The sequence below is a fragment of the Lysobacter sp. CA199 genome, from assembly GCF_052078715.1.
In the GTDB taxonomy this organism is placed as follows: Bacteria; Pseudomonadota; Gammaproteobacteria; order Xanthomonadales; family Xanthomonadaceae; genus Lysobacter.
Map to the genome: position 1 here is coordinate 105,854 of NZ_JBQJIL010000008.1, position 13,509 is coordinate 119,362.

Below are 13,509 nucleotides of genomic sequence, written 5' to 3' on the forward strand. Positions count from 1 at the left end.
CTGGTCCACGATTTCCTGAGTCGGGTGCATGCCTGAAGTCGGCCGGGCCCGGCGATAAAAAAAGCCCCGCCAAATGCGGGGCTTTTCGTTTGCCGTCCGTCGAAGGTTCGCGCCGGCGTTACTGAGCGCTCGATTTTTCGCGCGGGTTCCGCGTTGCGGCCTCATCGGTCGGCGCCGGCAGCGGATTGGCGGCAGCGGGCTGCGGCAATTCCCATCGCGCGGCCAGCGGATTGGTACAGAAGGTTTCTTCGCACAGCACCCGCGCGTCTTCGCACTCTTGTTCCTTTTCGGGCGTATCCGCGCGGCTCATGCAGCGGATGAAGAGCCAGCCGCAATCGTTGCAAGCCGCGAACGCGCTGGATACGGGCAGCAAGGCCGAGACGACGGTGATCGATGCGAGCAATACCGGGGTCAGCAAGCGAGACTTGGACATGACATTCCTTCCCATGATTGCGCCGAGTCATTCGGCCCGGGGAGGGTAGCATCGCGGCGCGCCGGGTCTTGACGCATTGCGCCAATCCCTGCCGCCGGTCCGGACGCGCCGCGCCCGGACCGGGAGCGCCGGGGAGGCGGCAATGCGCCGCCTCCCGCGGTTTCACCACTTGTAGCCGACCTTGGCGTACGCGAACGCGCCGTTGAACCCGAACGGCGAGTTGCCGCTGTAGGGCAACTGGCCGCTTTCGCTGTTGGCGTAGATCGATTCGTCCGGGTATTCGTTGAGCACGTTGTCGCCGCCGACGGTGAACTCCCATCCGTCGATGGCGTAGGTGGCGGCCAGATCCAAGGTCCACTTCGCCGAATAGGTCTGATCGCGCACGCCGCTGGGATCGTCGTTGAAGGTGTGGAATTCGCCGTAGCGCGTGGCGGTGGCATCGAAGCGCCAAGGCCCGGTGTTCCAAGCGCCGCCGAGGAAGAACTTGTCGCGCGGAGCGCCCTGGGTGATGCGGCCTTGTTCGACCCGGCCGATGCGCTGCAGATTCAAACCGCCGGCGGTGAGCTCCGGCGGATTGGCGGCGATGCGCTCGAGCGTGGTCTTGTTGTGGTTGTAGCCGCCGGTCAGATCCAGCGTACCGCCGCCGAGCGTCCACTTGTAGCTGCCGACGACGTCGATGCCGCGAGTGCGCGTATCCACGGCGTTGGTGAAGTAACGGCCGCCGTTGATGCCGGGATAGCCGCGCGCTTCAAGAAAGGTCGCCACCGCCGGCCCGCGCAGGTTTTCCGAGAGGATGATGCGGTCGTCCACATCGATCTGATACGCGTCGACGGTGATGTACAGACCTTCCACCGGTTGCAGCACCAGGCCCAGGCCGATATTGGTCGATTCCTCGGCCTTCAGCGGCTCGGCGCCAAGCGCGACGGCGGCCGGGTCGTCGACGGCGAAGGTGCGCACCTGGAACGGATTGGGATCGCCGAGCACGATCACGGTCTGAGTGGACTGGTAGAACTGCTGCTGCAGCGACGGCGCGCGGAAGCCGGTCGAGACCGTGCCGCGCAGCGCCACCTTGTCGGTGAAGGCGTAACGCGCCGACAGCTTGCCCGAGGTGGTCTCGCCGAAGTCGCTGTAGCTCTCGTAGCGCGCCGCGGCGCCCAGCGAGAGCTTGTCGGTCACGTCGGTTTCCAGATCAACATAGAACGAGTGGCTGTTGCGATTGCGCCGGCTCGCATCCGACGGGGTGAAGCCCGGAAACACCTGCGCGCCCGGCGCGCCGGGTTCGGGGCCGGCGACGTACGAGGCCAGTTCGCCGGCGGATTGGTTGAATTTCTCGCCGCGCCACTCGGTGCCGAAGGCGACGGTCAGTGGGTACTTCAGCCAGCCTATGTCGAAGGCTTTGTTGAAATCGGCGTTGAGCACGTTCTGGGTGACTTCGAGCGCGCCGATATAGAAATCGTGCGGCGAGGCGACGCCGAGGGTGCGGTTGAGGCTGTTGCGCACGTCGAAATCGAGCTGGTTCTGGCCGTAGTTGTAGCTCAGGTCGAGGTTCCAGCCGCCGGCGGTCTGGCCGCGCAGGCCGAGCACGAGCGCGCGGTCCTTGCTGACGTTGTCGATCTGCGGCAGGAATCCGTTCGGATACACCGACAGGATGTTGTTGGCATTGCCGGGCGCGCGGAAATAGCCGTTGGAAATCGCGCGGCGGCGGCTGGCGGTGCCGAAGGAATAGAACTCCACGCCTTCGGCGGCCTTGTATTCGGCGTTGTACGCGACAGCGGCCTGATCGATTTCCGGATCGCCGTAACGGTGCACGACCTTGCCGGCCGGATTGCTGGTCGGCGTGACCGTGCCCAGGTACGGCCGCGCGCGGTCGGTGTTGTCGCTGTGGCCGCCTTGCGCGGACAGGTGCACGCTGCCGTTTTCGCCGAGTTTGAAACCGGCATCGCCCGACAGTTGGTACTGCTTGCCGTCGCCGGCGCTGAACTGGCCGTAGCGCGCGGCGATGGAGCCGCCTTCGCCCGAGCCCTTGAGCACGATGTTGATGACGCCGGCGATCGCGTCCGAACCGTATTGCGCCGAAGCGCCGTCGCGCAGCACTTCCACCCGTTCGATCGCGGCGATCGGGATCGCGTTGAGGTCCACCGGCGAGGAGCCGCGGCCGATGCTGTCGTTGAGGTTGATCAACGACGTGGTGTGGCGGCGCTTGCCGTTGACCAGCACCAGCACCTGATCCGGCGCCAGCCCGCGCAACTGCGCCGGGCGCACCGCGTCGGTGGCGTCGGTGATCGCCGGGCGCGGGAAGTTCAGCGAAGGCAGGGCGCGCGACAACGCGGTGGCCAGTTCGACCGTGCCGGTCGCCTCCAGGGTCTGCGGGGTGATGATGTCGATCGGCGCGGTGGATTCGGCAACAGTGCGGTCGGCCACGCGGGTACCGGTGACGATCAGCGTGTCCAGATTGGTCGGGTTGGAGGCGGCCGCCTCGGTAGCGCCGGCGTCCTGGGCCCAGGCGGGCGAGGTGGCGAGGGCGAGCGTTACGGCGGTGCTGAGCAGGGACAGACGACGGGACATGGAGACTCCGGGCGGTCGAACGGGGGACGTCAGGGCAAGCGCCACCACCGCGGCCGGCGCCGGGGGCGCTTTGCCGTGGAGGGCGATCTCGTTGACGCGTGGGGGCGGTCTGAGGCCGACGTCCCGATTATTCGGCGGCCGGCCCGGTCGTGGCCGAACCTGTGCTCATGAGCAAATGCCGATCAGTCATGCGACCATATCGGCATGATTTCTTTCCGTGATTTCGCCATGCGGCGTGGCGAACGCCTGCTGCTGTCCAACGTAGACCTGACCCTGCACGCCGGCTGGCGGGTGGGCGTGATCGGCCGTAACGGCACCGGCAAGTCCTCGCTGTTCGCGGCGATCCAGGGCGAGGTCGAGGCCGACCGCGGCGATATCGACGTGCCCAACCGCGTGCGTATCGCCAGCGTGGCTCAGGAAACCCCGGCCTTGGACGACCCGGCGCTGGACTTCGTCCTGTCCGGCGACGCCAACGTCTACAAGGTCATCGTCGCCGAGCGCGAAGCGGTCGAGCGCGAGGACTGGGAAGCCGTCGCCGAGGCCCATCATCAGCTCGAAGAGCTCGGCGGCTACGACGCCACCGCGCGCGCCGGCAAGCTGCTGCACGGCCTGGGTTTCAGCGCCGATACCCACGAGCGCGCAGTCAAGGAGTTCTCCGGCGGCTGGCGCGTGCGCCTGAACCTGGCGCGCGCGCTGATGACCCCGTCGGACCTGCTGCTGCTCGACGAACCGACCAACCACTTGGACCTCGACGCGGTGCTGTGGCTGGAGCAATGGCTGCTCAAGTACCCGGGCACCTTGCTGCTGATCTCGCACGATCGCGAGTTCCTCGACGAGGTCACCACCCATACCCTGCATCTGCACGACGGCAAGGCCAAGCTCTACGTCGGCGATTACACCTCGTTCGAACGTCAGCGCGCCGAGCATCTGCGCCTGCAGCAGATCACCCACGAAAAGCAGCAGGCCGAGCGCGCCCATCTGCAGAGCTTCATCGACCGCTTCAGCGCCAGCGCGGCCAAGGCCAAGCAGGCGCAGTCGCGGGTCAAGCGCCTGGCCAAGATGGTCGGCACCGAGGCGGTGCGCATGGAACGCGCGATGCGGATCGAATTCCCCGCGCCGACCAAGCTGCCGCACGCCTTGCTGCGCCTGATCCACGCCGATTGCGGCTACGGCGATCACGTCGTCCTCGACGACGTCAGCTTCATCCTCGAAGCCGGCGACCGTATCGCCTTGCTCGGCCCCAACGGCGCGGGCAAGTCGACCCTGGTCAAATCGCTGGTCGGCGAGTTGGAATTGCTCACCGGCGAGCGCGGCGGCCACCCGGATCTGCGCATCGGCTACTTCGCCCAGCACACGGTCGAATCCCTGCATGCCGGCGTGAGCCCGATCGATCATCTGATCGAAATCGCCCCGGGCGTGCCGACCCAGCAACTGCGCGATTTCCTCGGCAAGTGGAATTTCCCCGGCGACCGCGCCTTCGAATCGGTCGACGGCTTCTCCGGCGGCGAACGCGCGCGTCTGGCCCTGGCGATGATCGCCTGGCGCAAACCGAACGTGCTGCTGCTCGACGAACCGACCAACCACTTGGACCTCGACGTGCGCGAAGCCCTGGCCGAAGCGCTGTCGGATTTCCCCGGCGCGATCGTGCTGGTCTCGCACGACCGCCACTTGATCGGCCTGGTTTGCGAAACCTTCTGGCGCGTCGCCGACGGCGTGGCCCAACCGTTCGACGGCGATCTCGACGCCTACGCGGTATGGCTGCGCACCCGCGACAACAGCAACGACGGCAAGGGCGCGGCGGTGGCCAAGGCCGCCGCGCAGGCCACCGCGGCCGCATCGGCGGCCAAGCAGGCGTCCGGTGGCAAGGGCGCGCGCAAGGTCAATCCGATCAAGCTCGCCGAAGCCGAAAAGCGCGTGGCCGAGCTGGAATCCAGGCTGCATACGCTGGACATGGATCTGGCCGACCCGACCAAGTACGCCGGCGGCGGCGACAACGCGGCCGAACTGGCCAAGCAACGCGACCAGGTCGCCGCCGAACTGGCCAAGGCCGAGGCGGAGTGGATGTCGTTGTACGACGCGGCTTGAGCCCCTCACCATCCCTCTTTCAGCGAGCGGAAGAGGGATGGAACGATGCTCGGCTGTTCCCTTCTCCCGCTCTGCGGGAGAAGGTGTCCCGCAGGGGCGGATGAGGGCGCGCAAGCCCCGAATCGGGGTCTCACGGCGCTCGACAGCGCTTGCATCGGCGCGATCCGTCCCCAAACTGTTGCATTCAGCCGTTCCGAACACAGCCATCGCCATGCCCATCTACGCCTTCCAATGCAGCGCCTGCGGCCACAGCTTCGACTGCCTGCAGAAGCTGTCCGACGCCGATCCGACCGTCTGCCCCGAATGCGGCGCGCAGAAGGTCGGCCGGCAGTTGACCGCCCCGCAGTTCCGTCTGGCCGGCGGTGGCTGGTACGAGACCGATTTCAAGAAGGACGGCGACAAGAAGCGCAATCTGGCGGGCGAGGGCAGCTCGGGCGGGGCGTCTTCCTCGACCGCGGCCTCCGGTGGCGACAGCAAACCGGCCGAGAAGAAGGCCGACGCCAAGCCCGAAAAGAAGGCCGAATCGGCGCCGGCGAACAAGCCTGCGAGCACCGGTGGCGGGGCGTCTTGAGCCTCTGGCCGGTTATCGATCCGATCCCGAACGGGCGCCGCGAGGCGCCCGTTTCGTTTCCGGGCCGCGCCCGCCGCGCATTCCCGAGGTCTTTTGTGGGAGGGCCTTCAGGCCCGACGCTTTCCGGCCGGACGCAGCGCCTTAGCGAAAAGCGTCGGGCCTGAAGGCCCTCCCACAAAAGACCTCGAGGCACCGGGAATGCTGCCGGTGGACTAGAATGTTCGACCCCGGCCCACGGCCGGTGAGGTGATCGTCCCGGCCGCGCCGCGGCCGATCCCGCCCCGCGACACCCCCAAGATTCACAGATCGACCAATTGGAGCTTCCATGCGTACCCACTTCTGCGGCCTCGTCGATGAGGCGCTGATCGGCCAGACCGTCACCCTGTGCGGCTGGGTCAACACCAATCGAGTCCAAAGCCACGTGGTGTTCACCGATTTGCGCGATCACGAAGGCGTGGTCCAGATCGTGGTCGATTCGGACATGGCCGATCTGTTCAAGATCGCCGGCGATCTGAGCGTGGAAAGCTGCGTGCGCGTGATCGGCACCGTGCGCGCGCGCGGCGCGGCCAACGACAAAATCCGCAGCGGCAAGGTCGAAGTGTTGCCGACCTCGATCGAAGTGCTCAACAAGGCCGAACCGCTGCCGTTCCACGCCCATGAGAACGCCGGCGAAGAAACCCGTCTGACCTACCGCTACCTGGACCTGCGCCGTCCCGAGATGCAGAAGATGATGCGCACGCGCATCCGTTTGGTGCAGTCGCTGCGCCGCTGGCTCGACGCGCGCGGCTTCCAGGACATCGAAACCCCGATCCTGACCAAGGCCACGCCCGAAGGCGCGCGCGACTTCCTGGTTCCGGCGCGCATGCATCCGGGCGAGTTCTACGCGCTGCCGCAGTCGCCGCAGTTGTTCAAGCAGATCCTGATGGTGGCCGGCTTCGACCGTTACTACCAGATCGCGCGCTGCTTCCGCGACGAAGCGCTGCGCGCCGATCGCCAGCTCGAGTTCACCCAGCTCGACATGGAATTCGCCTGGGTGTCCGAGCGCGATGTGCAGGACACCGTGGAAGGCATGATCCGCGTAGTGTTCAAGGAAAGCATCGATGTCGAACTGGCCGCCGAATTTCCGCGCATGACCTATGCCGAGGCGATGCGCCGCTACGGTTCGGACAAGCCGGACCTGCGGATCGACCTGGAATTCGCCGACATCGCCGAACTGGTCAAGACCTGCGAGTTCAAGGTCTTCACCGATTGGGCCAACCACGCCGACGGCCGCGTGATCGCACTGCGCGCACCGGGCGCCGCGGGCTGGTCGCGCAAGCAGATCGACGAGGCCGGCGCGCATGCGGCCAAGCACGGCGCCAAGGGCCTGGCGTGGATGAAGATCGAGGACGCGTCCAAGGGCCGCGAGGGCATCAACTCGCCGATCGCCAAGTTCTTCGACGATGCCACCCTGGCCAAGATCGTCGAGGCTTCGGGCGCGCAGACCGGCGATGCGATCTTCTTCGGCGCGGCCGACTACAAGACCGCCAGCGACTTCATGGGCGCGTTGCGCCTGAAGCTCGGCAAGGATCTGGGCCTGATCCAGGACGGCTGGAAGCCGCTGTGGGTCACCGACTTCCCGATGTTCGAGTGGGACGAAGAGGCGCAGCGCTACGTGGCCCTGCATCACCCCTTCACCGCGCCGGCGGTGGACGACATCGCCGACCTGCGCGCCAACGCCAAGACCGCAGTGTCGCGCGGCTACGACATGGTGCTCAACGGCAACGAGATCGGCGGCGGTTCGATTCGTATCCATCGTCCGCAGATGCAGTCGGCGGTGTTCGACCTGCTGGGCATCGGCACGGAAGAGGCCGAGGCGAAGTTCGGTTTCCTGCTCGACGCGCTCAAGTACGGCGCGCCGCCGCACGGCGGCATCGCCTTCGGCATCGACCGCATCGCGGCGCTGATGGCCGGCACCGAATCGATCCGCGACGTCATCGCATTCCCCAAGACCACCACCGCGCAATGCCTGATGACCGGCGCGCCGTCGCCGATTCCGGATGCGCAGCTGGCCGAGGTACACGTGATGGTGCGGCCGAAGAAAGATCCGGCCTGATCGGATCGGATCGGATCGCGATCGGCGCATCGGCCCGGCTTCGCGCCGGGTCGATGCTTTGGGAGGCGAGGAAACGAGGTTAGGCCGGGAGGTCTTTTGTGGGAGGGGCTTCAGCCCCGACGCTTTTCGGTCTGGTGCAACGGATCTGACCGAAAAGCGTCGGGGCTGAAGCCCCTCCCACAGAAGATTCCGATAGCGCGTCGCGCGTTTCGTCCGCGATGCGCATGCGGTTTGATTGCGCAGCCGTCGACCCACTTGAATTTCCATCGTCGTTCCAGCGAGGGCGTATGAGTCTTACCGTCGACAACTTCTCTCTGCGTCGCGCCACGCCCGCCGACATCGCGGCCCTGGCCGACGTATCGGCGCGCAGCTTCACCGAAACTTTCGGCGATTCGTATCCGCCGCAGCATTTGGCCGAATTTTTGCGCGAGACCTATTCGCACGAGGCGATCGGGCGGCTGTTGAGCGATCCGAACTACGCCGCGTGGTTGTTGGAGCGCGATGGCATCGCCGTCGGTCATGCGCTGGCCGGTCCTTGCGGCTTGCCGCATGCCGAGGTGGCGTCGGGCGATGGCGAACTCAAGCGCCTGTACGTCTTGCGCGAGGCGCAGAACGGCGGTTGGGGCGCGCGCATGTTCGAGGCGGTGTTGGCATGGCTGGAGCGTGATGGGCCGCGGACGTTGTGGATCGGGGTGTGGTCCGAAAACCATGGCGCGCAGCGCTTCTACGGGCGTTATGGCTTCGAGCGAGTCGGCGAATACGAATTCGTGGTGGGCGACACCCGCGATCACGAATTTATCCTGCGGCGCGCGGCGACGCGGCCTCGGGGGTAGGAGCGGCGAGAGCCGCGACCGCGCCAACGCGACTTCGTCGAAACTTTCGCAATTGTTGCGGATTCGCGGTCGCAGCTTGCGCAGCTCCTACAGTCGCCTCATGTAGGAGCGGCGCGAGCCGCAACCGCGCCACCGCAACTACGTCGAAACCATCCCGCAAAAACAACAACGGCCCCGCATCGCCTTCGCGACACGGGGCCGTGTGTTTTCAACTTTGACGATCTAAGCGATCAGCCGCTCAACGCTCGTCAAGCAACACATTCAAAGTCGTGGCATCCAACGCGCCACGCTTCTGCCCGAGCTTGAGCAGCATCGCCTCCAGATCGCTCGCCGCCGCCGAAGTGCGCGTGCTCGCGGTCGCCGACTTGAGCTCAGTCGCCGGAGCGGTATCGATGCGCACCTGCTGCCCCTTGATCACCAGCGGCTGCGGCTTGGCCTTCGCCGAGGAGCCGCCGACGTGTTCGATCAGGATGCCGTTGTAGCCCAGGATCGGGTCCGGCGCGGCGCCAGCGGTCGCGGGTGCGGCCATGGCGTCGGCAAGGCGGGTTTCGATCGCGCGCAGCGAGGCCGCATCGGTCACCGTGACCACCGGGTTGGGGCGGCCGGAATAAACCAGATAGGTGATCTGCAAACCGGGCGCATCGGCGGCGAGGGCCAAGACGGGCGCGGCGAGCAACGCCAAACCGACGATCAGAGTCTTCAGCGAACGCTTGTGCATGGTTCCTCCGTGGGCCGCAGGCTTAGTTGATTTGTTCATGACCGCTGCCCTCGATGCTGTCGGACCAGACGCGGTAGAAACCGCAGAAATCGGTGTAGTTGCCGCGGTTCGCGGTGCGCGGGTCGGTGATCTCGTTGCCCGAATTGTCGCGGTTGGTGGCCGCGGTGCCGCCGGGTTTGTGTGTCCACTTGCCGTTGGCGTCGCGCCGGTACCAGTGATAGTCCCAATTGGGACCGACGACCAGTGCGGAGATGTTTTTGTAGCTGCTGGCGTTAATTTGCGTGTCGGCGACCGGTTCCAGGCCGTCGCGTTCGGCCGCGGCGCGTACCGCCGCACAGGTGATCGAGCTGTACATGCTGCCGGCGGCGCGACCGGGCTGGGCGAAGGTTTGCGTGGCCTTGTTGTTGGCGTAGTTGTAGCAGTTGTTGTTGCGCTGGCGGGTGCTGCCGTCGTTCCAATAGGTCGATTGGAAGCTGGTGCGGCCCGGGGCCATGATGTCGCCCAGTCCGCCAGTCGCATCGGCCGGAAGCGCGCGGTTGTAGACCAACACTTCGTCGGCGCGGTCGCTGAAACGGCTCGTGGCGTTGCTGATGTGTCCGCCGATCTGGAACGGACGCGTGGTGTTGTCGATATTGGCGGTGATCGGTGTCGGCTGCGCGGTGGTGCGGCGGCCGTCGATGTAGAACGAGATCGTGTACGGCGCGCTGCTGCGGTTCACCACGGCGGCGATGTGATGCCAGCGGTTCGCCGCGAGCGTCAGGCTGCCGTCGGAAGTGTAATTCGCCCAGTTCGTGCCGTCGTTGAGCTGCAGCAGGACATTCCTGCCTTGGTCGACGCCGAAGGAATAGCCGCGACCGCTGCCGTCGCCGCGATTCTCGATCAAGGTCTTGACCGTGGACGAGCCCGGCGCGGCCATGCGCACCCAGGCGGCGAGGGTGAAGCTGCCGGTGCCGAAGTTGAGGTTCGATGAGTTGGGCACTTCGACGTACTTGCCGCCGCTCAAATCGGCGGAGGTGCCGAGCCAGCCCCAGGACGAGGCGCTGCCGCCCAGCACTGTGCCGTTGCGGCCGAAGCCGCTGGTGTCCGGCGCGCTGTTGCCGGACAGGTCCAGATGCCATTCGCCGACCAGGCCGTTGGTGACCCGAGGTGGCGCCGCGTGCGCGGCCAAGCAGGGCGCGAGCGCGAGGCTCAGAGTCAGAAACCATGACGATCGATTCATACCGACTCCCTGGTGATCGCCCTCGTTGGGCGTGGCCGGGAATCTAGGAGCGGGCCGCGGGCGCAAACGTGATTGCGCACGCGGATCGGACGCCCGGACACGCGTGGGCTTATGGCGTTTTGCGCTTATGTGAGCGGCTGCGTCTTCGGATCGGGACTCGCGTGTGAATACCGGCCGCGACGCGCACGGTATCGGCCGGTTGCCTCGTTCAACTCCACGCGCGCAGCAGGTAGCGCATCGGCTTGAGCCACTGGCTCGCGTCCGGCGTTCCGGTCGGTCGGCGGCTGTCGCCGCAGCCGCAGTCGATGCGTCCTTGCCCGACCAGTTGGCTCGGCGACCATTTCAGCAGCAGCGGGTAGTCCTGGCCGAGCCGCAGCTCGATCCGGTCGAAATACCGATGGATAGGGTGCAGCAGGGCGGTATGCCGCCGTTGATCGCAGGAAGCCGCCGTCGAGGAGTGCATGGCCACGGCGGCCAGCAGGGCCGAGGCGAGCACGTTGACGATGGGCAGGGCAGGGTGGCGGGAGGCCATTACGCAGCGCCGTCGGCGAGGAGGAGTGGCGCGCATCCTGAAGCGGGGCGAGTGTCACAGAATTTGCGCATCGTCACACTAATAAGGGTTTGCTGTTCCCGGTTTGTGTTTAATAGAGATTCGTCACGAATTTATTCGTCCAGGCATTTCCAAAGGACTTGACTAGTTTCAGGTGCTACAAATTCAAGTGATGCCAGTCATGTTCAGTTTTATGCCTCGCCACGCCCATGCGCGGAACTGTGATCTCACTTCGGCTTAGGTGAACGTTTGTAACCGGGACTGTCCTAGGCTCGTTGCGCGGACATGCGGTCCGCGAGCACCCAAGGAGATGGCAGATGCTTCGTACCCGCAAGACGGTATTCAAGGCGGCACTGGTGTTGGGCCTGGTCGCGATCGCCGGCACGGCGTTCGCGCGGTATCCGATTCTCGGCGAGGAATGGGCCGAGTGGACCCGCTACGACAGCAGCGGCAACGCGGTCGGCGGCGGTCGGATCGAATGCGACGGCAGCGTTCAGACCTGGGGCAACGCGGGCGCCCCGACCGGCCTGACCTTGCATCGCTGCAACTGAGCGATCCCGCCCTGCGCTGCATCTGCGCGATGCGGCGCGGGGCGGTGCCCACGCGCGCTCAGCGGCCCTAATCTTCGATGCCGTGTTCGCGCAGCACCGACGAAATATCGAAACGCCACAGATTGCGCGAGCCGTTGAGCGGCTCGGCCATGCGCCGGGCGATATCGCCCACGCGATCGGGTTGGCGCTTGGGATATTCGGCCATGCGCGGCCGCATGCTGGTGAGGTAGAGCTCGCCGAATTTGCGGCCCAGCGTCGGCGCGTTTTCCAGCCACACGCTGTTGACCTCGCCGGGCAGCGCGATCGGTTTGCCCCAGCCGCCTTGCGCGTCGCGGAACACGATGTAGATGTCGGCCGCGCCGCGCGAATCGCCCTCGTTGCCGGCGAACAGCAGGAAACGTTCCTGCGGATCGATCGCCGGGTCCATGCGATTGGCCTTCGGGCCCAGGCCGACGTCGAGCCGGCGCGGCGCGAACCAGCCCGAGCCCAGCGGCTCGGCCATATACAACTGGTTGACGCCGTTGGAATCCTCGCGCACCGAAGAGAAGTACAGATTGCCGCTGGCGGCCTGCGAGGGATTGAACACCGAGGCGACGGCATTGATCGCGCCGGCGATGTGAACCGGTTCGCCCCAGCCTGTGTCGCGGGCGTCGACGTACCACAGGTTGGCGCCGGGGAATCGTTGCCCGGCGCGGGTGGTGGTGACCGGCGGCGCCCCCGGTGCGGGCGGGCGATTGGAGACGAAATACAGGCGTTTGCCGTCGGGACTGATATGCGGTTCGGAGTCGCGCCAAACGCCCGAGAAAGGCGCCACCCGTATCCGGCCCCAGCCGGTGCCGATGCGCTCGGCGACCAGGATGGTGGTGTCGGCCGAGGCGTAGTCGCCGCGCATGAAATAGACGCTGCGCTCGTCCGCGCTGAAGGTCGCGCTGGTTTCGTTGGCGGCGGTGGAGAGGGTGCCGGGGCCCAGCAGCTCGCCTGGCAGCGTTTCGGCGAGCGCCGGTGAGGCCGCCAGAGCGGCGAATGCGAACAACAGGGTGTGGCGAACTATCGACGGCATGCGTGCGAACCTTCGCGAAAGGAACGCAGACGCTAGGCCAAGCGCGGCCGCGCCGCCGGTGCTTGAAGTCACCTCGGTGGCCGGCGCGCGGCCGAGCCGCTTGGATCGCGGGCCCGGCGGCCCGATATTGCAACGACACCGGCCGCAGCGAGGAACGCAATGGCGAGATCCCCCACTACCCGCAGGATCGTAATGCTGCATGGCATCTGGATGCCCGGCGTATCGATGGCCTGGCTGGGCGCGCGGCTGTTGGCGGCCGGTTTCGAACCTGAAGTCTTCGCCTACGCCGGCGCCGGTGGCGGCCCGGAGGCGACGATCCCGCGCTTGATCCAGAGCCTGGAGCGCGCGCCGGGCCATGTGCTCGCCCACAGCCTGGGCGGCCTGATCACCCTGAGCGCCCTGAACGAGCATCCTGAGCTGCCGGTACGGCGGGTGGTGTGCCTGGGTTCGCCCTTGCTCGGCAGCTCGGCCGCCGATGGCCTGGCCCGGCGTGCCTGGAGCGCACCGGTGCTGGGACGCGCGGCGCAATTGCTTCACAACGGTTGCCCGCCCTGGCAGGGCCAGGCCGAGGTCGGCCTGATCGCCGGCCGCAGTCCGCATGGCCTGGGCCGCTATTTCGGCCGTTTCGAAGGCGAAAGCGACGGCACCGTGGCGGTCTCGGAAACCCGCCTGCCGGGCCTGGCCGAGCATGCGGTGATCCAGGCCAGCCACAGCGGCCTGCTGTTTTCGGTGCAGGCCGCGCGCATGGCCGAGTCGTTTTTCCGTCGCGGCCGGTTCGGCGACTGAGCCGGACGGACGCCGGAAATACAAGAACCCGCACCAATCGGCG

General features: G+C 66.5%; 13 protein-coding genes. 6 read left to right on the forward strand and 7 right to left on the reverse strand.

All coding sequences use genetic code 11. The features are described 5' to 3' along the window. Positions 1-118: 118 nt before the first annotated feature. Positions 119-433 (reverse strand): hypothetical protein, encoded by a 315-nt coding sequence (locus tag ACTOWJ_RS15540; RefSeq protein WP_441335537.1) that lies wholly within the window; start codon positions 431-433, stop codon positions 119-121. 162 nt (positions 434-595) lie between these two features. Continuing rightward, complete coding sequence (locus tag ACTOWJ_RS15545) at positions 596-2,998, reverse strand: TonB-dependent receptor plug domain-containing protein (protein WP_441335538.1); 2,403 nt, start codon at positions 2,996-2,998, stop codon at positions 596-598. 204 nt (positions 2,999-3,202) lie between these two features. On the opposite strand from ACTOWJ_RS15545, the gene ACTOWJ_RS15550 reads away from it, so the two are divergent. From ACTOWJ_RS15550 to aspS, 3 genes are all read left to right on the forward strand, one after another. Further along, the gene (locus ACTOWJ_RS15550; protein ID WP_441335539.1) at positions 3,203-5,083 is read left to right on the forward strand and encodes an ABC-F family ATP-binding cassette domain-containing protein; all 1,881 of its coding nucleotides are present in this window, start codon (positions 3,203-3,205) and stop codon (positions 5,081-5,083) included. 211 nt (positions 5,084-5,294) lie between these two features. After that, positions 5,295-5,654: an FmdB family zinc ribbon protein gene (locus ACTOWJ_RS15555; RefSeq protein ID WP_441335540.1), complete on the forward strand. Its 360-nt coding sequence runs from the start codon at positions 5,295-5,297 to the stop codon at positions 5,652-5,654. Positions 5,655-5,979: 325 nt separating this feature from the next. Continuing rightward, positions 5,980-7,749 carry an aspartate--tRNA ligase gene (gene aspS / locus ACTOWJ_RS15560; RefSeq protein ID WP_441335541.1) on the forward strand — a complete coding sequence of 590 codons (1,770 nt, stop codon included), beginning with the start codon at positions 5,980-5,982 and terminating at the stop codon, positions 7,747-7,749. A gap of 79 nt (positions 7,750-7,828) precedes the next feature. Here the strand turns inward: aspS and ACTOWJ_RS15565 are convergent, their stop codons facing one another. Beyond that, positions 7,829-8,089 carry a DUF6053 domain-containing protein gene (locus tag ACTOWJ_RS15565; RefSeq protein ID WP_441335542.1) on the reverse strand — a complete coding sequence of 87 codons (261 nt, stop codon included), beginning with the start codon at positions 8,087-8,089 and terminating at the stop codon, positions 7,829-7,831. Between ACTOWJ_RS15565 and ACTOWJ_RS15570 the strand changes: the two genes are divergently transcribed. Continuing rightward, on the forward strand, positions 8,037-8,582 hold the full coding sequence (locus ACTOWJ_RS15570; protein WP_441335543.1) for a GNAT family N-acetyltransferase: 546 nt from the start codon (positions 8,037-8,039) through the stop codon (positions 8,580-8,582). The two genes, ACTOWJ_RS15565 and ACTOWJ_RS15570, sit on opposite strands and share 53 nt — an antisense overlap. Positions 8,583-8,820: 238 nt before the next feature. On the opposite strand, the gene ACTOWJ_RS15575 is transcribed toward ACTOWJ_RS15570, so the two are convergent. The 3 genes from ACTOWJ_RS15575 to ACTOWJ_RS15585 all read right to left on the reverse strand — a co-directional run bounded on the left by ACTOWJ_RS15575 (position 8,821) and on the right by ACTOWJ_RS15585 (position 11,051). Then, the gene (locus tag ACTOWJ_RS15575) at positions 8,821-9,300 is read right to left on the reverse strand and encodes a hypothetical protein (protein WP_441335544.1); all 480 of its coding nucleotides are present in this window, start codon (positions 9,298-9,300) and stop codon (positions 8,821-8,823) included. Between the two features lie 22 nt (positions 9,301-9,322). Then, entirely contained in the window at positions 9,323-10,519 is a 1,197-nt protein-coding gene (locus ACTOWJ_RS15580) for a LamG domain-containing protein (RefSeq protein WP_441335545.1), read from the reverse strand. Between the two features lie 208 nt (positions 10,520-10,727). Further along, positions 10,728-11,051 carry a hypothetical protein gene (locus ACTOWJ_RS15585; protein ID WP_441335546.1) on the reverse strand — a complete coding sequence of 108 codons (324 nt, stop codon included), beginning with the start codon at positions 11,049-11,051 and terminating at the stop codon, positions 10,728-10,730. 335 nt (positions 11,052-11,386) lie between these two features. Here ACTOWJ_RS15585 and ACTOWJ_RS15590 point away from each other — a divergent pair, with 335 nt between their 5' ends. Further along, on the forward strand, positions 11,387-11,620 hold the full coding sequence (locus ACTOWJ_RS15590) for a DUF6289 family protein (RefSeq protein WP_441335547.1): 234 nt from the start codon (positions 11,387-11,389) through the stop codon (positions 11,618-11,620). A gap of 67 nt (positions 11,621-11,687) precedes the next feature. Here ACTOWJ_RS15590 and ACTOWJ_RS15595 read toward each other — a convergent pair whose 3' ends face one another. Further along, positions 11,688-12,680 carry a TolB family protein gene (locus ACTOWJ_RS15595; protein WP_441335548.1) on the reverse strand — a complete coding sequence of 331 codons (993 nt, stop codon included), beginning with the start codon at positions 12,678-12,680 and terminating at the stop codon, positions 11,688-11,690. Between the two features lie 192 nt (positions 12,681-12,872). Here ACTOWJ_RS15595 and ACTOWJ_RS15600 point away from each other — a divergent pair, with 192 nt between their 5' ends. After that, complete coding sequence (locus ACTOWJ_RS15600; protein WP_441335549.1) at positions 12,873-13,466, forward strand: esterase/lipase family protein; 594 nt, start codon at positions 12,873-12,875, stop codon at positions 13,464-13,466. Positions 13,467-13,509 lie beyond the last annotated feature (43 nt).